Genomic DNA, 17,541 nt, shown 5'->3' with positions numbered 1-17,541 from the left:
GGTGAATGTGTTCCGGGAGACCATCGCCCACCTTGTGACCCCGGTCACCCTTGCGTTCATTGAGTTCACGGCCGGGTGCACACTGAGCGCCATGTTCCGCTTTCCCCGACCGCCCCGCAGCCTCGCCGGCCAGCTCTTCGCCATGCAGGTGCTGCTGGTCGCCGTCGTCGTCGCCGGGTGCGCGGTCTTCGCGTACGCGACCGCCCGGGGCCAGGCCGAGGACGCCGCCCGGCGCCAGGCCGGGGCCGTGGCGCGGTCCGTCGCCGACTCCCCGTCGGTGCGCGAGGCCGTCCGGACCGGCCGGAGCGGGGCCGGCCCCTCGGCGGCCCTCCAGCCCTACGCCGAGCGGGTGCGCGCCGACTCGGGCGTGGACTTCGTGACGATCATGGCCCCGGACGGACGGCGCTGGACCCACCCCGACCCGCGCCGCATCGGCGAACGCTTCCTCGGCAACACCGCCCCCGCCCTGCGCGGCGAGACCTTCAGCGAGACCTACACCGGCACGCTCGGCCCCTCCATCCGCGTGGTCACCCCCCTCGCCGGCGAGGACGGCCGGATCGTCGGCCTGGTCAGCGCGGGGATCACCGTGCGCGCCGTCAGCGACCGGCTGGCGGAGCAGCTCTCCGCCCTCGCCTGGGTGGCGGCCGGGGCGCTGGCCCTGGGCGGCGTGGGCACGTACGTGGTCAACGCGCGGCTGCGCCGCCACACGCACGGGATGAACGCCGCCGAGCTGAGCCGGATGTACGACTACCACCAGGCGGCCCTGCACGGGGTCCGGGAGGGGCTGCTGATGCTCGACGGCCACCGCAGGATCACCCTCGTCAACGACGCCGGCCGCGAACTCCTCGGCCTGCGCGGGGAGATCACCGGCGTCGGCGTCGCCGACCTCGGCCTCCCCGCCCCGCTCACCGGGGCGCTCCTCGCCGACCGGCCGCGGGTCGACGAGGTCCACCTCACCGCCGACCGGGTGCTGGTGGTCAACAGCTCACCGGTGGCCGGCGGGGGACGCCGCGGCACCGTGGTCACCCTGCGCGACCACACCGAACTCCAGTCGCTGACCGGGGAGCTGGACCAGGAAAGGGGTTTCACCCAGGCGCTGCGCTCCCAGGCCCACGAGGCGGCCAACCGGCTCCACACCGTGGTCTCCCTCATCGAACTGGGCCGCAGCGAGGAGGCGGTGGAGTTCGCCACCGCGGAACTGGAGCTGGCCCAGGCCCTGACCGACGAGGTCGTCACCGCCGTCGGCGAGCCGGTGCTGGTCGCCCTGCTGCTCGGCAAGGCCGCGCAGGCGCACGAGCGGGGCATAGAGCTGGTCGTCACCCCGGACAGCGGTGCGAGCGGGGCCGTCGAGGGGATGGACGCGCTCCCCGGGCTCCCGCCCGCGCGCGACCTCGTCACCCTGCTGGGCAACCTGATCGACAACGCCGTCGACGCCCTCACGGGGGTGCCCGGAGCGCGGATCGCCGTCACCGTGCGCCGGGACGCGGACGGCCTGCTGCTGCGGGTCGCCGACAACGGCCCCGGACTGCCCGAGGGGGTGGACGTGTTCCGGCGCGGCTGGTCCGGCAAGGGGGAGGGGCGGGGCCTGGGACTGGCGCTGGTCCGCCAGGTGGCCCACCGGCACGGCGGAGCCGTCGACGCGGTCTCCGGGCCGGTCGGGGGCGCGGAGTTCACCGTCAGCCTGCCGCTGCGCCCCGGCGGTGCCGGGCCGGGCGGGGCGGCGGAAGCGCAGGGCGGACCGGGGGCGGCGGGGACGGAGGGGCCGCCGCGGGACCGGATGCCGCGGGCGCGCGAGGCTGGGCCCGGGGAGGCCGGGGACCCGGCCGCGGAAGGCCCGGACCCGCGGCCCCGCATCCCCCGTCAGCGCCGCGCGGGGGGTGCGTCGTGAGCGCGCCCGAGGTGCGGGTGCTGGTGGTCGAGGACGATCCCGTCGCCGCCGCCGCGCACGCGCTCTACGTCGGCCGGGTGCCCGGTTTCACGGCCGTGGCGGCCGTCCACTCCCTCGCCGAGGCCACCCGGGTGCTGGAGCGGACCCGGGTCGACCTGCTGCTCCTCGACCTCACGCTGCCCGACGGCCACGGGCTGCGCTTCGCGCGCGGCCTGCGGGCCGCCGGGCATCCCGTCGACGTGATCGCGGTGACCTCGGCCCGGGACCTGGCGGTGGTCCGCGAGAGCGTCTCGCTGGGCGTGGTGCAGTACGTACTGAAGCCCTTCGCCTTCCCGACGCTGCGCGAACGCCTGCTGCGCTACGCCGAGTTCCGGGCCTCGGCGGGCGAGGCGGCCGGTCAGGACGACGTCGACCGGGCGCTCGCCGCACTGCGCGCACCGGGTCCGGCGGAACTGCCCAAAGGGCTCAGCGCCCCGACCCTGGACCGGGTCGCGGCGCTGCTGCGGGCGGCGCCCGAGGGGCTCACCGCCGCGGGGGCGGCCGAGGCGGCCGGGATCTCGCGGATCACCGCCCGCCGGTACCTGGAGCACCTGGTGGACACCGGCCGGGCGGACCGCACCCCCCGGTACGGTCAGGTCGGCCGCCCCGAACTGCACTACCGCTGGCTGGCGGCGGCGGCCGGCTCCGTGTCGAACGTGTAGAACTTGCGGTGGTCCAGCATGTCGGCCGGGGTCACGTCGTTCCACGGCCGCATGGTGTCGCGCAGGTCGACCACGTTGGCGGTGCCGGCGGCCGGCAGGTAGGGGGACTGCGGGTGCTTCGCCTGCCAGTCGGCCCACAGCTTGTCGATGAAGGCGTGGTGCATCCAGAACACCGGGTCGTTGGGCGAGACCCCGGTGGCCATCTGGCCGCCGACCCACACGTGCACCCGGTTGTGCAGGTTGGCGCCGCGCCAGCCCTCCAGGTTGTTGCGGAAGCCGTTGGAGGAGCTGTTCCAGGGCGCCATGTCGTAGACCGGCATCGCCAGGACGGCGTCCACCTCGGCCTTGGTCGGCAGCTGGGCGACGCCCTCGCCGAGCGCGCGGCGCAGGTAGTTGCGCCCGTCGACCCGTACGGCCACCTCCCACTTGCCCGTCGCGTACGCGAAGGGTCCGTCCATCACCTGTCCGTCGCGGGCCCGGCCGGTGCCCCCGAGGAAGTCGGCGGCCCAGAGGGAGGAGCGGGTGCGGTCGGCGGTCCAGTCCCAGTACGGGATCGACACGCTCGCGTCCACCGCCTGAAGAGCCGCTTCGAACTCCAGGAGAAAGCGGCGGTGCCAGGGGAGGAAGGAGGGGGAGCGGTGGCCGACGCGGTCGCCCGAGTCGGTGTCGCTCATGATGAAGCCGTTGTGGGTGGTGACGAACCGGTCGTAGCGGCCCGTCCGCTTCAGTTCGAGCAGCGCGTTGGTGAAGGCGCGCTTCTCCTCGGGCGTGAGCGCGGCCTGGTTCTTGCGGACGGTCATGCCATGCCCCCCATCTGCATCGGGGCGAGCTGAGAGCCCTGGAGCTCGCGCACCGCGGCACGGGCCAGCGAGGCCGGGTCGGCGAAGGTCTCGTAGTGGTTGACGACGCTGATCCAGGTGCCGTCCGCGTTCTGCATCACGTGCAGTTCGCGGCCGTCTATCTTCACGGTCGGCAGACCGGGGGAGTGGTGGCCGCCGTGGTGGCCGCCCCCCGAGCCGGGGGCTATCTGGATCCGGCGGCCCTGGTACACCTCGTCGACGGTGCCGGCCGGGGTGGTGGCCGCACGGGAGTCGGTGGCGGCGGCGTGCGCGGTGGCGCCCGCGATGCCGAGGACGGTGAGTGCGCCGGCAGTGGTGCCCAAGGCCTGCCGACGGGTGATCTTGTTCATGGCCGAAGAACTATCAGGGCCATGGCGGCAGTTGGCCGCTATCCGGACATCAGTGCATAAGTTGTGTGTAGAACAAATGAAATGATCTTCCTGTTCGGATCGACTCCGGCGGTCGGGACGGGAAGATCTGTGGCAGAAATGCTACTGGACGGTAATTCTTGCGGCTCTCCGGGGTTGCTATGGAGAGGGTCACACTCCGGGGTCGGCCGGAAGCTGTGGGTTCCGCCGCTCTTTCCTCAAGCGTTTCCCGAGGGGTGCCGAAGCCGACTTGATGACGGTCTGCACCTTATAGTCCCGATATGGCTCTTCATGAGACGAAGGACGCGCGTGCCCAGGACGCCGATACGGACGTGTTCACGTCCGCCCTCAGCGGCCAGATCCTCCCCAAGTACCGGATGCCCGACGACCACTCGCCCACCGAGGTGGTCTACTCGCTCCTCCACAACGAGCTGCTCCTCGACGGCAACGCCGCCCAGAACCTGGCCACCTTCTGCACCACCTGGTCGGACGACGGCGTGCACCGCCTGATGAACGAGTGCCTCGACAAGAACATGATCGACAAGGACGAATACCCGCAGACGGCCGAGATCGAGGCCCGCTGCGTCAACATCCTGGCCGACCTCTGGAACGCCCCGCCCGGCACCTCCGGCACCGGCTGCTCCACCACCGGCTCCAGCGAGGCCGCCATGCTCGGCGGCCTCGCCCTCAAATGGCGCTGGCGGGCCCGCCGCCGGGCGGAGGGCAAACCGGCCGACCGGCCCAACCTGGTCTGCGGCCCGGTGCAGATCTGCTGGGAGAAGTTCGCCCGCTACTTCGACGTCGAGCTCCGCCAGATCCCCCTGGAGCCCGGCGCGACCGGCCTGCTCCCCCACCAGCTCGCCGCCCACGTCGACGAGAACACCATCGGGGTCGTCGCCATCCTCGGCGTCACCTACACCTGCGACTACGAACCCGTCGCCGAGATCGCCGCCGAGCTCGACCGGATCCAGCAAGAGCACGGCTGGGACATCCCCGTCCACGTGGACGCCGCGAGCGGCGGCTTCGTCGCCCCCTTCCTCCACCCCGACGTGGTGTGGGACTTCCGGCTGCCGCGCGTGGCCTCCGTCAACACCTCCGGGCACAAGTACGGGCTCGCCCCGCTCGGCGTCGGCTGGATCGTCTGGCGCACCGCCGAGCTGCTCCCCGCCGACCTCGTCTTCGACGTGGACTACCTCGGCGGCGACATGCCGACCTTCGCCCTCAACTTCTCCCGCCCCGGCGGCGAGGTCATCGCCCAGTACTACCTCTTCCTGCGGCTGGGCCGCGGCGGCTACCGGAGCGTCCAGCAGGCCTGCGCCGACACCGCCCAGTACCTGGCCGGGGAGATCGCCGGCATGGGCCCCTTCACCCTGCTCTACGACGGCCGGGGCGGGCTGCCCGCCGTCTCCTACACGCTCGCCGACCCGGACGGCGAGGGGTTCACCCTCTACGACCTCTCCGACCGGCTGCGGATGCGCGGCTGGCAGGTGCCCACGTACCCGCTACCGGCGGACCGTCAGGACACCGTCATGCAGCGCGTCCTGATCCGCCACGGGGTGACCCGCGACCAGATCGCCCTGCTCGTCACCGACCTGCGGGCGGCCGTGGAACACCTCCGCGCCCACCCGCAGCCGGTCCCCGCCACGGAACCCAGGTCGGGCTTCCACCACTGACCGCCCGCGGTCACCGACCGGAACGGGACCAGTGCATTCCCAGGGCCGTCAGCGCGGCGGCCCGCTCCGGCGGCAGCCCCGCCGCCCGGGCGCGCTGGTTGGCGATCCACGCCCCGAGCCTCAGCTCCTGGTCCCCCCACCGCTCCACATGCGGTCGGGGGACCCTCAGGTGCCCCTCGCGGGCGTGGAACCGCCGGGCCGCCTCCAGATACCCCGCCCACGCGGAGGCGTGGCTGCGGCGCGCGGGCGGACGCTCCGCCTCCGGCGCCGGGGACAGACCCAGCGCGTGCTCCAGCAGCCACCGCTGCGACCACCCCAGCCGCTCCCACCCCAGCCGTTGGGCGCGCACCCACCCGCCGAGGTCCTCGCCCTGCACCAGCACCCGGCCGGGAACCGGCGGAACCCGGCCGCCCGCGTCCAGGTGCACCCGGGTCAGGTGGAAGGCCCGCTGCCAGCCGATGTCCCAGACGGGACACCAGGACGGATCGATCCGGTCCAGCGCCTCCCGCCGCTCCTCCGCCAGCGCCCCCGGCCCCTCCCGGCGCGCGGCGGCCCGGTTGTTCTTCATCCACACCCCGACGGGCGCCCCGTGCCAGGTGGCGTCGACCGGCGGCAGCAGGTGCCCGTGCTCGGCGGCCCAGGCCCGCGCCGCCGCCAGACCCTCCTCGAAGGCCACGTCGAAATGGCTCCACACCATGCCGAGTTCGTCCAGCTCCCGCGTCCGCTCCCGGCCCAGCGCGCCCCGGCGGTACGTGCGCCGCGCGTCCGCGATCCACTGGCCCAGCGGGAACCCCGCCAGGGCCGGCGGCCACCCCCCGCCGGACTCCGGCACCCGGTAGGCGAACGGCACCCTCAGGTCCCCGGCCGTCGCCGCGTAGATCCGCGCCGCCTCCGCACCGCGCCGCCACCGCGTGTGCTCCGGGTTGAGCACCCGCAGCCGGACGAAGGCCGCCAGCAGCGCCGGATCCCGGGGCGTGGAGAAGCTCAGCAGCGCCGCGGCCCCCGGCCCGGGGCCGCCGCCACTCCCGGCCGCACCGGTCGCCGTCGCCGGGCCGCCGGGTGCCTGCGGCTGGGCCAGGGCCTCCACCAGGCGTGAGTCGTGCGCCCTCAGCGCCTCCAGGAGCCGCGCGAGGTCCCCGTAGGCCCGCGAGGTCAGCATCGTCTCGGGGGACTCCCCGGGCCCCAGCAGCACCGGCACCACCAGCGAGGCGACCTTCCCCTCGCCGGGCCGGATCCGCAGCGCCCGGCCCACGGCCTGCACCAGGTCCGGCATGGAACCGCGCACGTCGGCCCAGAACACGGAGTCGCACTCCTTGGTGTCGACACCCTCGCCCAGCACCCGGACGCTGCCCAGGAACGCCTTCTCCGCGACCCGGTCCGCGGCGAACGCGTCCAGCACGCGCCGCCGGTGGGCCGCCGTGTGCTGCCCGCACAGCCAGTCCGCCCACACCGTGCGCGGGTACGCCGGCAGCGCCGACCGGCTCGCGGCGCGCAGCCGCGCCGCGACCGCCGGCAGCCCCGCCGCGAAGGCCTCGGCCTCCTTGGTCAGATGGTGGAACACCAGCGTCCGCCGGAACCCCTGGTCCGCCGCGGCCTTCACCAGCGCCGCCTGGAGCGCCGCCAACCGCATCCCGCGCACCCGGTCCGAACGGCCGTCCGCGCCCAGCAGCACCGCCGACCGGAAGCCCGGATCGCTGATGTCCACGCACACCACCCGGTACGGGGCGCAGATGCCCCGGTCGATGGCCTCCGACAGGGCCAGCGTGTAGCAGCGGGCGCCGAACGGCCCTTCCGGATCGTCCTCCATGGAGGCGACCAGCTCGCCCCGGCCCCGGAGCCCGCCGGTCCCCGGGGCGGGCGCACGCCCCTCCCCGTACCCGTCCTCCGGCCCCTCGGCCTCGGGGTCCTCCCCGTCCCGCCACACCCGGGGGGTGGCCGTCATGTACAGCCGGCGGGCGGAGGGGATGCGCGTGTTGTCGTGGACCACCGCCCAGGGCTTGCCGATCCGCCCCGACGTACGGTGCGCCTCGTCGACCACGATCAGGTCCCAGGGCGGCAGACCCGCCAGATGTGCCCGCTCGACGGTGCCCTGCCCCAGCGACGCGTACGTGGCGAACACGGTCAACCGCTCCACCGGCCCGGTGCCCCACCGGGCCAGTTGGCCCGGATCGGTGGTGGTCGGCAGTCCCGCCTCCTCGCCGCGCAGCGAGCACACCGCGACGGCGCGGCCGGTGCGGCCCCCCGCCCGCCAGGCGGACACGGTCTGCACGAGCAGGTCGAGCGAGGGCACCAGGACCAGCACCCGCCCCGCCCGCAACTCCTCGGCGGCGCGCACGGCGACCAGGGACTTGCCCGACCCGGTCGCCATGATCACCTGGGTGCGCAGACCCCGCTCGGGGAGCCGGCCGTCGGCCGGGGGCTCCAGCGCGCGGACGACGGAGTCGACGGCCTCGCGCTGATGCGCGCGCAACTGCGGCTTCGCCATCCGATTCGTCACCCCGTCCCCGTTGATCTGCCCGTTCTGCTCCAGGTCCTATCTTGCCCGGATTCTGAGACAAACGGGGGAAGGGGGGAGGTCCGGACGGTCACGTCCGCGCCGTCACGTCCGCGCCGTTGCGTCCGGACGGTTCGGACCCGGACCGCCGTGCGCCCCGGGTGGTCACCCGGGGGCGGCCGGCCGCTCGCGGAGGACCGCCGGTCACATGCGGGCGCCGAAGTTCTGCGTCCACCAGGGGCCGCCCGAACCCGGGCGCATGCCCACGCCTATGTCCTTGAAGGAGCAGTTCAGGATGTTGGCCCGGTGACCCGGGCTCTTCATCCACGCGTCCATCACGTCCTGCGCCGTCTGCTGACCCTTCGCGATGTTCTCCCCGTACGTCGACCAGCGGTACCCGGCGGCCGTCGTCCGCGTTCCCGGGTCGCCCCCGTCGGGGTCGGTGTGCGAGAAGTAGTCCCGCTGCGCCATGTCCTCCGAGTGCCCCTGGGCGGCGGAGCGCAGCTGCGCGTCCTCCTTGAGCGGCCCGCAGCCGGCCGCCGCCCGCTCGGAGTTGACCAGGGCGATGACCTGCCCCGCCACACCCGCCGGAGCGGGCGCCGGAGCCGGTGCGGCCGGGCGCGGAGCGCTGGTCTTCGGCGGCGTGGGCGCGGGGGCCTTCGACGAGCTGGCGGAGGGCGAGGGGGAGGCCGAAGCGGAAGCGGACGCCGAAGGCGAGGGAGAGGCCGAAGCGGAGGCCGAGGGCGAGGCCGACGCGGAGGGTGCCCCGGCGTTCGCGTCGGGGGCCGACAGCGCCGCCAGCGGGGACGCGGACGCGCCGCCGCCCGCCTCGGTGCCCCGCTTGCCGGGCAGCGAGCCGAGGTAGACCAGGCCGCCGCCCGCCACGCACGCGGCGATCACCGCCCCGCCGATCGCCCGGCGCCGGTTCTGCCGCTTCCTGCGCTGCGCCCCGCGGCCGGCGTCCGCCCCGGAGCCCGGGTCGCCCGCGTCGCCCCCCTTGCGGCGCGCCGCCCGGCCCGGTCCCGACACCACCGGCGCGAGCTGGGTCTCCGCCCCCGCGAAAGCCGCGCCCGCCGGGGCGAACGCCGCGCCGGCGGTGGCCGACCGTACGCCCGCCAGCAGCGCCGCCGTCACCGGCACCAGCGCCAGACCGGCCAGCAGCCCCTCCGCCGGGACCAGACCGTTCCACAGCCCCGAGCAGCGCAGGCACTCGCGGGCGTGCCGGGCTATTCGCTTGCGCCACAGGGCGGAGGGCCGCCCGTCCCAGGTGCCCGTCATCGCCCGCAGCCCCTCGCAGGGCGGCTGCGTCTCCAGTGCCCGCTCCACCACCCGGGCCGACTCCAGCTGCGCCTTCATCCGCTGTATCCGCACCGCCGCGTGCTGCGGGGTCAGCTCCAGCGCCGCGGCCATCTCGGCCCGGGTGACCTCCCCGGCGCACTCCAGCCACCACAACGACAGCAGCGCCCGGTCGTCGGGCTCCAGCCAGCGCGTGGCACGGGCGGTCTCGCGCCGCTGCCCCGACAGGTGGAGCCGCGCGACGGTCAGGTCGGCGAAGTCGGCGCCGGGATCGGCGAGGTCCCCGGCCTCCTCCAGGCCGCTCTGCCCGGGGCCGTTCTGACGGGACTGCCAGTGCGCCCGGACCCGGTTCATCGTGATCGCCACCAGCCAGGACCGGAAGCTCTCGTCCGCGCGGAGACCGCTCAGCCCGTCGAGTGCGCGCAGCATCGTCTCCTGTACGACGTCGTCCACGTCGACCGACCCGTTCAGGGCGCGTCCGACGATGTTGTAGACGAGCGGCAGGTGGGTGCTGACGAGCTCGTCCTGCGCGCGGGGGTCGCCCGCGCGGGCCGCTGCCACCAGCGCTGCCGTGTGCTGTGTACTCATGTGAAAGTCCCTGTCCGTACCGGCGGTCGATGATGCCCAATGACTGGGAGACCGTCGAGTGGGGCCCCGATAACACTTATCCGGAAGAAGTTTCCGGGAAAATTCGCGGAGCCGCTCCGCGCGGGCGTCCGGACGGCTCAGAGCAGGGGGGAAAGTGCCCGCGCGGCCTCCCGAAGGGCCGGCGCGTACCCCTCGGCCTCCTGGCGGCAGACCAGGAAGGTGACGGTGGTGACGGAGACCCCGCCGAGCGGCCGGCCGTCCGGTCCGGGGACGGCCACCCCGGTGCACCGGATGGAGGGCTCGTTCTCCTCGTCGTCCACGGCGAACCCCCGCGCGCGCACCGCCGCGAGCTCCGCCTCCAGTTCCACCGCCGTGGTCAGCGTCCTCGGGGTGCGGCGCGGCAGCCCGGCCGAGGCGACCAGGGCACGGACCTCCTCCGGGGGCAGCAGGGCCAGGACGCTCTTGCCGATCGCCGTGGTGTGCAGCGGCATCCGGGTGCCCTCGCGCGAGGCGGTCCGGAAGGGCTGGTCGGCCTCCAGCTTGCGGATGCAGGTGATGGTCTCCCCGGTGTGCAGCGCCAGGTGAACCGTCTGGCCGGTCTGCCGCCGCAGTTCACGCAGGACCTCGTCGACGCCGGCCGGCTCCGCGGCGCGGACCAGGGCCGACAGGCCGTGCAGCCGGGGGCCGGTTCCGTAGCGGCCGTCGCCTTCCGGGCGGACGAAACCCTGCTCGATCAGGGCGGCCAGGATCCGGAAGGTGCTCGACTTCGGTACGGCCGCCGCCGTCATGACGTCGGTGAGGCGGTGCGGGCCGCCCGGCGCGGCGACGGCCTCCAGGATCCGCAGGGACTTCTCCAGGGCGGACCCCGCAGCAGAGGTACGGCCCGCGCGGGCGGGCCCGGCGGTCTCGGCCGCGGCCTCCGCCACGTCCTGGGACACGCCCTCGCGCCCGTCCTCGGATCCCGACCCGGACCCTTCCCCGGGCCTTTGCCCCGGTCCTCGCTCCGTTGACACGTCATCTCCCGGCATGGGTAGGGTCTGGACCACGAAGTTCCGCCACACGATACCTCGTTCCACTACGTGGAACACATCGGAGGGTGCTTTGTCCTGCCACCCGTACGCGGTGATAGCCGCCCAGCGCCTGCTGCCGGTCTTGCGCAACACCGGCCCGGACGAAGCCGTCCGGGCCGCCACGGAGCTGCTCGCCGCCGGCTGCCGCGCCGTGGAGCTCACCACCTCCACCCCCGGCTGGGCCTCGGCCGTCGCCCGCACCGCCCCGCTCACCGACGTCCGCGGGCGCCGCGCGCTGATCGGCGTGGGCACCGTGACGACCCGCGCGCAGGCCGAGGAGGCACTCGACGCGGGCGCCGGCTTCCTGGTCTCCCCCTACCCGGCCCCCGCGGTCCGCGAGGTCGCGCGGCGGCGCGCGGCGGTGTTCGTCGAGGGCGGGTTCACCCCCGGCGAGATCGCCGCCGCCGTCCGGTCCGCCGGCGCCGCGAAGGTCTTCCCCGCCCACGTGGGCGGCCCGGACTTCATCCGCTCCCTCAAGGCGGTCCTCCCCGACGCCCTGCTCATCGCCACCGGGGGCATCCGGCCGGACGAGGTCCCCACCTGGCTGGCGGCGGGCGCGAGCGCCGTCGGCATCGGCGGCGGCCTGCCCGCGGACCCGGCCCGGCTGGCGGCGCTCTTCGCGGAACCGGCCGGACCGTGCTGCGCCGCGTGCGCGGCGGACCCCGGCGGCGGGGTGCGGTGACGATGGCCGCCGCATCCCGCGCGTACGACGTCCTCGTGCTCGGCGAGGTCCTGGTGGAGATCCACGCCGGCACGGCCCTGCGCGCGGTGGCCGACGGAACCACCGCCCGCGTCTCCTTCTCCGGCGACGCGCTCAACGCCGCGGCCGCCGCCGCGGCGGCCGGAGCGCGCACCGCCCTCCTCACGGTCGTCGGCGACGACGAACTCGCCGGCCCGCTGCTGCGCCGCGCCGCCGAACTCGGAGTCGACGTCTCCCACGTCCACCGCGCCGCCCGCCCCAACGGCGCCTACCTGCTCGGCGCCGACACCGACGGGGACCGGGAGTTCGTCTACTGGCGCACCCGCAGCGCCGGTTCCACCCTCTCGCCGGCCCATACCCGGGCCTGGCGGGAGCTGCTGACCGGCACCGGGGCGCTCATCACCAGCGGGATCACCGGCGCGCTCTCCCCGAGCGCCCGGGCAGCCGTACTGGACGCCGCCCGCACCGTCCACGCGGCCGGCGGGCACCTCACGTACGACCCCAACCACCGGCCCCGGCTGACCGGGCGGGACCGGGCCCGGGACCTGCTGGCCCGGATCGCGCCGATGACCGGGCTGCTCAAGACCTCCTGCCCGGCCGACGCGCTCGCCCTGGTGGACACCGCCGACCCGGCGGCCGCGGCGGCCCGCTTCCGGGCGCTGGGGGCCCGTGCCGTCGCCGTCACCTGCGGCGCCGGGCGGCTGCTGCTGGACGAGGGCTCCCGCGTGGCCCGCTTCCCGGTCCCGCCCAACCCGGCGCCCGTCGACGCGACCGGCGCCGGGGACTGTTTCACCGGCACGGCCACGGCCCGGATCGCGCTGGGCGACACCCTGGAGCGGGCGGTGGCCCACGGGGTGGCGGCCGCCTCCCTCTCGGTCTCGGGGCGCGGGGGCACCGGGTGCGTGCCGGCCTTCGCGGACACGGCCGCGCTGGCGGCTACGGTCCGTCCGGATACGCAACCGGGTCCGTGACCCAGCCCGCCGCGAGGACGAGGCGGGAGGTGCGGTGGACGGCCAGGAACCCGAAGGGCCGGTCGAAGGTCACCTTCGCCCCGCGGGTCCGGTAGCGCCGGCCCGGCGCCGCGCTGCCCGGCGCGGTGGCGATCGCCGTCACGGCGGCGGCCTCGAACCCGCGCGCGTGGAAGCGGGCCAGCGCGGCCTGCCGGGCCGAGGCCACCGCGAGCGGCTCCGGGCTGATGCCGGGGAAATGGCCGCGGCCGCGGTCCGCGGCCGTCTCCAGCCCGAACACCCCCGCACGCTCCAGGAGATCGTGCTCCGCGCGCACGTCGAAGGCGGCCGTCTCGATGAAGAGCCGGGGCTCGGGGGACGCGCAGACCGCCGTCCCGGTGAGCAGGCCGGGGCCGGGGGCGCCGTTCGGGAGCAGGCTCACGCCCGTGGCGGGGAGGGCGCGGGTGACGGCCCGGATGCCGGTGGTGAGGACCTCACCGGGGCCGGCCTGTGGCTCGCCCAGCACGAGGTGGACGTCGACCCCGGTGTCCGCGACCACCTCCAGCAGGGTGACCGCCCCGCCGGGGCCCCGGGCCACCTTCACCCGGTCCAGCAGGGCTGTGTCGCGGCGCAGCATGCGCAGGGGCCGGCCGGCCCACGGTCCCTCGTGCGCCTCGCCGTACCCCTCGCGGAACGGCCGGATCCAGCTCAGCCGCAGCGCGAGGGCCGAGGCCAGCACCAGCCGGACCGGGTCGGGTCCCTCCGGCAGCGTGACGGGCATCCGCTCGATCATGCCGTCGGTGCGCTCGCGGGCCCAACCGTCCAGCACTTCGCGGTCGCGGTCCGTGTCCCCGCTCAGCGTGCCCCTCGTGCCGGGAGGGAGCGCCGCCGACCAGCCGGGCTCCAGGGGAAGGTCCTCGCGGGTCCAGAGCCCGGTCGCCGACCGCAGCCCCCGTACGGCGCCCAGCGCGGCCAGCAGCTCCCGTGCGGCCGGCGCCGCGTCCTCGGCGGGTATGCCGAGCGCCTCGGCCAGTTCCGTCCGTGCAGGGCCGGCCGCGCCGCCCGCGAGGAGGGCGAGCAGCGGCCAGAGCCCGGCCGCGGTGAAGACGGTTCCCGCCTCCGCGGTCGGGGCGGCGGCCGCCCAGCGTGTCGTGAGCCGGTTGACCGCGCGTACCGTCGAGTTCCTCATGCGCGCGAGGGTACGTGGGGGGCGCCGCCGGGCCGGAACGGTTTTTCCGCGCAGCCGCCCGGCCGTCCGAGAAACATCCTCCACGGCCCTGGGCACCTTTGCGCCCCCTCGCTACCCTCCGCGCATGATTCCCACGGTGGTCTGGGGCACCGGCAACGTCGGCCGCGCGGCGATCCGCGCCGTCGAGGCCCACCCGGCGCTCGCCCTCACGGCAGTGATCGTCCACAACCCCCGCAAGATCGGCCGCGACGCGGGCGAACTCGCCGGACTGGCCCGGCGGCTGGGGGTGGCGGCGACCGACGACGCCGCGGCGGTGCTCGCCGCCCGGCCCGCCGCCGTCGTCTACGCGGCGTCCGGCGACGTCCGCCCCGACGACGCCCTCACCGACATCACGCGGGCGATCGCGGCCGGAGCGGTCGTCGTCAGCCCCGCCCTGTACCCCCTCTACGACCACCGCGGCGCCCCGCCCGAGTTCCGGGACCCGGTCCTGGCGGCGGTCGCGGAAGGCGGCGGCTCCCTCTTCGCCTCCGGCGTCGACCCCGGCTGGGGCAACGACGTGCTCCCGCTGCTGCTCAGCGGACTCGGCACCACGGTGGACGTGATCCGCTGCCAGGAGATCTTCGACTACTCCACGTACGACCAGCCGGACTCCGTCCGCTACCTGGTCGGCATGGGCCGGCCCATGGACTACGAGCCGATGATGCTCATGCCCTCGGTCCCGACCATGGTGTGGGGCGGCCAGATCCGGATGATGGCCCGCGCCCTCGGCGTGGAACTCGACGGGATCCGCGAGACCTCGGACCGGCGCGCCCTCGACACCACCGTGACCACCCGCACCATGGGCGAGTTCGAGGCCGGCACCCAGGGCGCCATCCGCTTCGAGGTGCAGGGCATCGTCGGGGGCGAGCCCCGCATCGTCATCGAACACGTCACCCGCATCCACCCGTCCTGCGCACCCGACTGGCCCACCCCGCCCGACGGGACGGGGGCCCACCGGGTCGTCATCGAGGGCCGCCCGCGCATCGAGGTCACCGTCGAGTGCACGGACGAGGACGACAACCGCTCCGCCGGGGGCAACGCCACCGCCGTCGGCCGGCTCGTCGGCGCCATCGACTGGCTGGTCGACGCCGAACCGGGGCTCTACGACGCACTCGACGTCCCGCTGCGACCCGCAGTCGGCAAACTCGGAAGGAAGCAGCCATGAGGATCGACGTTCCCGAAGGACAGCACCCGATCGAGTACGTGTGGGGCGATCTGGTACCCGGCATCGGCATGGCCGCGGCCAACTTCTCCCTGTCCGTCTACGCGCACACCACCCTGGGACTGCGCGAGTTCGAGGCCGCCCGGCTGCGCATCGCGCAGATCAACGGCTGCGTCTTCTGCCTCGACTGGCGCACCGACCGGGACGGGGAGAAGGTCGAGGAGGGGTTCGCCGACGCGGTGACCGAGTGGCGGACCACCGGGGCCTTCGACGACCGCACCCGGCTGGCGGCCGAGTACGCGGAGCGCTACGCCCTGGACCACCACAACCTCGACGAGGAGTTCTGGGCGCGGATGACCGCGCACTACAGCCAGTTGGAGATCGTGGAGCTGAGCATGAGCATCGGCTCCTGGCTCGCCTTCGGCCGGCTCAACCACGTGCTGGGCCTCGACAGCGTCTGTGTGCTGCCGGGCGGCTGAAGCGGCCCGGGGCCGTGCGGAGGCGGTTCCGCACGGCCCCGGGACCGGACCGCCGCCCTCAGAGGTCGGTGGCGATGATCTTCTCTATGTTCCGTTCGGCGAGGGCCGTGATCGTCACGAACGGGTTGACGCTGGTGTTGCCGGGGATCAGGGCCCCGTCGATCACGTACAGGCCGGTGTAGCCGTGCAGGCGGCCGTAGTTGTCGGTGGCCTTGTTCAGCACGGCGCCGCCGAGCGGGTGGTACGTGAGGTGGTCGCCCCAGACCTTGTTGGTGCCGAAGAGGTCGGTCCGGTAGATCGTCCCCTCCTTCGAGTTGATCTTGTCGAAGATGCTCTTCGCCATGTCGATGGAGGGCTGCTTCCAGGCGGTCTGCCAGTTCAGGTCGACCTTGCCGGCGGCGGCGTTCCAGGTGAACTCGGCACGGTTGGGGTTCTTGGTGATCGAGAGGTAGAAGGAGGCGTACGTCTCGATCCCCGTGGGCAGCGGGGCCACCTCGGCGAAGGCGCCGCCCGCGTCCCAGTTGTCGATGCCGCCGCAGGGGATGGAGGCCTGCACCTTGCCGGTGGGGTCCCACATGTGGTTGGCCCGGCCGCACATGACGTTGCCGTTGTCGCCCCAGCCCTTGCCGATCTCCTCGTTCAGGCCGGCCAGCGCTCCCGTGGCCTTCAGCTTGACCAGGAGCTTGCTGGTGCCGACGCTGCCCGCCGCGAAGAAGACCCGGTCGGCGGTGACGGTCTTGGTGGCGACCACCGCCCCGGTGGTGTCGAGCTGTTCCATGCCGACCGTGTAGCCGCCACCGGCCGAGGGGGAGACGGTGGTGACCCGGTGCAGCGGGGAGATGGCGACCTTGCCGGTCGCCCGGGCGGCCGCGATGTAGGTCTTCTGCAGGGACTTCTTGCCGGCGTTGTTGCCGTAGAGGATCTCGCCGTCGACGGCGGACTTGGGGACGGTGCCGGCGACCTCCTGCTTCATGTAGTCCCAGTCGTAGACGTCCGGCACGAAGACGAAGGGGAAGCCGGAGCGCTGGGCGTGCTTGCGGCCGACGCGGGCGAACTGGTAGCAGTCCACGGTGTCGAACCAGGCAGGGTCGATCAGACCCACGCCGAGCCCGGCGTTGGCGCGCGGGTAGTAGGTGGTGTACATCTCCTCCGCGTCCACCGAGGGCAGGATCGCGGCGAAGTTCTGCCGCTTGGGCGTCACCGCCATCCCGCCGTTGACCAGCGAACCGCCGCCCACGCCGCGGCCCTGGTAGACGATGATCCCGCCCATCTCCTCGGCGTCGAGGATGCCCGTGTACCGCGGGACGTCCTTGTCGATGGGGAAGCCCAGGAAGTTGCTGAGCGGGGCCTTGGTCCTGGTGCGGAGCCAGTACGAACGGTAGTCGGGCCTGGTGGTGTTGGCGAAGATCTTGCCGTCGCTGCCGGGGGTGTCCCAGGCCATGCCCATCTCGATCATGTGCACGTCGACCCCGGCCTGCGCGAGCCGCAGCGCGGCGACGGAGCCGCCGTATCCGGTACCGATGACGAGGGCCGGGACGTGGGCCCCGGAGTCGATGGGCGCGTTCGCGGCGGCCGCTCCGGTGGCGCTCGCCGCTCGCGCCGGGGCGGTGTTGACCGCCAGGGCCAGGGCCCCAAGAATGGAACTGGTTCCAGCAATGAATCCGCGGCGTGACACACCCTTGGACACCTTGCTGTGCAGGCTCTTGTCACTCATGTGGCCATCCTCACTCTCGACGGAGTGAGAACAAGTTCTACTGTCGAACGCCTGCCAAGTCACTACATGCGTCGAGGTAACTTGTGACCGATTTCGCCTGCTGGGCCTGTTGGGTTCGGGAGTGCCCGGGAAGGTTCCCGCCGGGCCGCCGCGAACTTTCCCCGAGTCGACACCCGAATTCAGTGGATCTTCGCGGCGCGGCATGCCATGGTTGGTCCCACCGAAGGGGTGTAGCTCAGCTGGTCAGAGCAACGGTCTCCAAAACCGTAGGCCGCAGGTTCGAATCCTGCCGCCCCTGCCATCGGAGAACGGCCGGGGGGGGGGGGGGGGGGGGAGGGGGGGGGGGGGGGGGAGGGGAGGGAGGGGGGGAGGGGGGGGGGGGAGGGGAGGGGGG

Annotated in this window: 14 protein-coding genes and 1 tRNA gene; 8 read left to right on the top strand and 7 right to left on the bottom strand. The window is 74.3% G+C overall.

All coding sequences use genetic code 11. From position 1 onward, the window contains the following. Nucleotides 1–91: 91 nt before the first annotated feature. Both ACZ5D2_RS20440 and ACZ5D2_RS20435 read left to right on the top strand, forming a co-directional pair. Complete coding sequence (locus ACZ5D2_RS20440; protein ID WP_371675256.1) at nt 92–1,888, top strand: sensor histidine kinase; 1,797 nt, start codon at nt 92–94, stop codon at nt 1,886–1,888. Continuing rightward, complete coding sequence (locus tag ACZ5D2_RS20435; protein ID WP_371675255.1) at nt 1,885–2,589, top strand: response regulator; 705 nt, start codon at nt 1,885–1,887, stop codon at nt 2,587–2,589. The genes ACZ5D2_RS20440 and ACZ5D2_RS20435 overlap by 4 nt, the downstream gene beginning before the upstream one ends. Here ACZ5D2_RS20435 and melC2 read toward each other — a convergent pair. After that, nucleotides 2,544–3,389, bottom strand: coding sequence for a tyrosinase MelC2 (gene melC2, locus ACZ5D2_RS20430; protein WP_468930897.1), 846 nt, complete (start codon nt 3,387–3,389; stop codon nt 2,544–2,546). The genes ACZ5D2_RS20435 and melC2 overlap by 46 nt on opposite strands. Next, nucleotides 3,386–3,778: an apotyrosinase chaperone MelC1 gene (gene melC1 / locus ACZ5D2_RS20425; RefSeq protein ID WP_371675253.1), complete on the bottom strand. Its 393-nt coding sequence runs from the start codon at nt 3,776–3,778 to the stop codon at nt 3,386–3,388. Before melC1 ends, melC2 begins: the two co-directional genes overlap by 4 nt. Before the next feature lie 299 nt (nt 3,779–4,077). Between melC1 and ACZ5D2_RS20420 the strand changes: the two genes are divergently transcribed. Then, nucleotides 4,078–5,469, top strand: coding sequence for a glutamate decarboxylase (locus ACZ5D2_RS20420; protein WP_371675252.1), 1,392 nt, complete (start codon nt 4,078–4,080; stop codon nt 5,467–5,469). A 10-nt stretch (nt 5,470–5,479) separates the two neighbouring features. Here ACZ5D2_RS20420 and ACZ5D2_RS20415 read toward each other — a convergent pair whose 3' ends face one another. The 3 genes from ACZ5D2_RS20415 to ACZ5D2_RS20405 form a co-directional block, all read right to left on the bottom strand. Continuing rightward, a complete protein-coding gene (locus ACZ5D2_RS20415) occupies nt 5,480–7,954 on the bottom strand; it encodes a DEAD/DEAH box helicase (RefSeq protein ID WP_371675251.1) in 2,475 nt (824 codons plus the stop codon). Nucleotides 7,955–8,167: 213 nt separating this feature from the next. Further along, complete coding sequence (locus ACZ5D2_RS20410; protein WP_371675250.1) at nt 8,168–9,847, bottom strand: sigma-70 family RNA polymerase sigma factor; 1,680 nt, start codon at nt 9,845–9,847, stop codon at nt 8,168–8,170. Nucleotides 9,848–9,984: 137 nt separating this feature from the next. Continuing rightward, on the bottom strand, nt 9,985–10,785 hold the full coding sequence (locus ACZ5D2_RS20405) for an IclR family transcriptional regulator (protein WP_468930891.1): 801 nt from the start codon (nt 10,783–10,785) through the stop codon (nt 9,985–9,987). A gap of 163 nt (nt 10,786–10,948) precedes the next feature. Here ACZ5D2_RS20405 and ACZ5D2_RS20400 point away from each other — a divergent pair, with 163 nt between their 5' ends. Continuing rightward, the gene (locus ACZ5D2_RS20400; RefSeq protein ID WP_371675248.1) at nt 10,949–11,599 is read left to right on the top strand and encodes a bifunctional 4-hydroxy-2-oxoglutarate aldolase/2-dehydro-3-deoxy-phosphogluconate aldolase; all 651 of its coding nucleotides are present in this window, start codon (nt 10,949–10,951) and stop codon (nt 11,597–11,599) included. A gap of 2 nt (nt 11,600–11,601) precedes the next feature. Continuing rightward, complete coding sequence (locus ACZ5D2_RS20395) at nt 11,602–12,588, top strand: PfkB family carbohydrate kinase (RefSeq protein WP_371675247.1); 987 nt, start codon at nt 11,602–11,604, stop codon at nt 12,586–12,588. On the opposite strand, the gene ACZ5D2_RS20390 is transcribed toward ACZ5D2_RS20395, so the two are convergent. Next, nucleotides 12,554–13,753, bottom strand: coding sequence for a serpin family protein (locus tag ACZ5D2_RS20390; protein ID WP_371675246.1), 1,200 nt, complete (start codon nt 13,751–13,753; stop codon nt 12,554–12,556). The two genes, ACZ5D2_RS20395 and ACZ5D2_RS20390, sit on opposite strands and share 35 nt — an antisense overlap. Before the next feature lie 124 nt (nt 13,754–13,877). On the opposite strand from ACZ5D2_RS20390, the gene ACZ5D2_RS20385 reads away from it, so the two are divergent. Both ACZ5D2_RS20385 and ACZ5D2_RS20380 read left to right on the top strand, forming a co-directional pair. Beyond that, nucleotides 13,878–14,957, top strand: a complete 1,080-nt coding sequence (locus tag ACZ5D2_RS20385) for an NAD(P)H-dependent amine dehydrogenase family protein (RefSeq protein ID WP_371675245.1) — start codon at nt 13,878–13,880, stop codon at nt 14,955–14,957. After that, on the top strand, nt 14,954–15,433 hold the full coding sequence (locus ACZ5D2_RS20380; protein WP_371675244.1) for a carboxymuconolactone decarboxylase family protein: 480 nt from the start codon (nt 14,954–14,956) through the stop codon (nt 15,431–15,433). The genes ACZ5D2_RS20385 and ACZ5D2_RS20380 overlap by 4 nt, the downstream gene beginning before the upstream one ends. A 58-nt stretch (nt 15,434–15,491) precedes the next feature. Here ACZ5D2_RS20380 and ACZ5D2_RS20375 read toward each other — a convergent pair whose 3' ends face one another. Beyond that, a complete protein-coding gene (locus ACZ5D2_RS20375; RefSeq protein ID WP_371675243.1) occupies nt 15,492–17,147 on the bottom strand; it encodes a GMC oxidoreductase in 1,656 nt (551 codons plus the stop codon). Nucleotides 17,148–17,371: 224 nt separating this feature from the next. On the opposite strand from ACZ5D2_RS20375, the gene ACZ5D2_RS20370 reads away from it, so the two are divergent. Continuing rightward, a tRNA-Trp gene (locus tag ACZ5D2_RS20370) sits at nt 17,372–17,448 on the top strand. The last annotated feature ends 93 nt before the right edge of the window (nt 17,449–17,541 follow it).

It is taken from the genome of Streptomyces sp. NPDC031479 (assembly GCF_055581065.1).
The sequence above is the reverse complement of the archived record's forward strand: the minus strand, read 5'-3'. Positions and strand labels throughout refer to the sequence as shown.

What these genes read in the sequence shown, in the direction of transcription:
- ACZ5D2_RS20385 (WP_371675245.1), top strand. Translation starts at nt 13,878, where the DNA reads ATGATTCCCACGGTGGTCTGGGGCACCGGCAACGTCGGCCGCGCGGCG.
- ACZ5D2_RS20410 (WP_371675250.1), bottom strand. Translation starts at nt 9,847, where the DNA reads ATGAGTACACAGCACACGGCAGCGCTGGTGGCAGCGGCCCGCGCGGGC.
- ACZ5D2_RS20440 (WP_371675256.1), top strand. Translation starts at nt 92, where the DNA reads ATGTTCCGCTTTCCCCGACCGCCCCGCAGCCTCGCCGGCCAGCTCTTC.
- ACZ5D2_RS20375 (WP_371675243.1), bottom strand. Translation starts at nt 17,147, where the DNA reads ATGAGTGACAAGAGCCTGCACAGCAAGGTGTCCAAGGGTGTGTCACGC.
- melC2 (WP_468930897.1), bottom strand. Translation starts at nt 3,389, where the DNA reads ATGACCGTCCGCAAGAACCAGGCCGCGCTCACGCCCGAGGAGAAGCGC.
- ACZ5D2_RS20395 (WP_371675247.1), top strand. Translation starts at nt 11,602, where the DNA reads ATGGCCGCCGCATCCCGCGCGTACGACGTCCTCGTGCTCGGCGAGGTC.
- ACZ5D2_RS20415 (WP_371675251.1), bottom strand. Translation starts at nt 7,954, where the DNA reads ATGGCGAAGCCGCAGTTGCGCGCGCATCAGCGCGAGGCCGTCGACTCC.
- ACZ5D2_RS20380 (WP_371675244.1), top strand. Translation starts at nt 14,954, where the DNA reads ATGAGGATCGACGTTCCCGAAGGACAGCACCCGATCGAGTACGTGTGG.
- ACZ5D2_RS20420 (WP_371675252.1), top strand. Translation starts at nt 4,078, where the DNA reads ATGGCTCTTCATGAGACGAAGGACGCGCGTGCCCAGGACGCCGATACG.
- ACZ5D2_RS20390 (WP_371675246.1), bottom strand. Translation starts at nt 13,753, where the DNA reads ATGAGGAACTCGACGGTACGCGCGGTCAACCGGCTCACGACACGCTGG.
- melC1 (WP_371675253.1), bottom strand. Translation starts at nt 3,778, where the DNA reads ATGAACAAGATCACCCGTCGGCAGGCCTTGGGCACCACTGCCGGCGCA.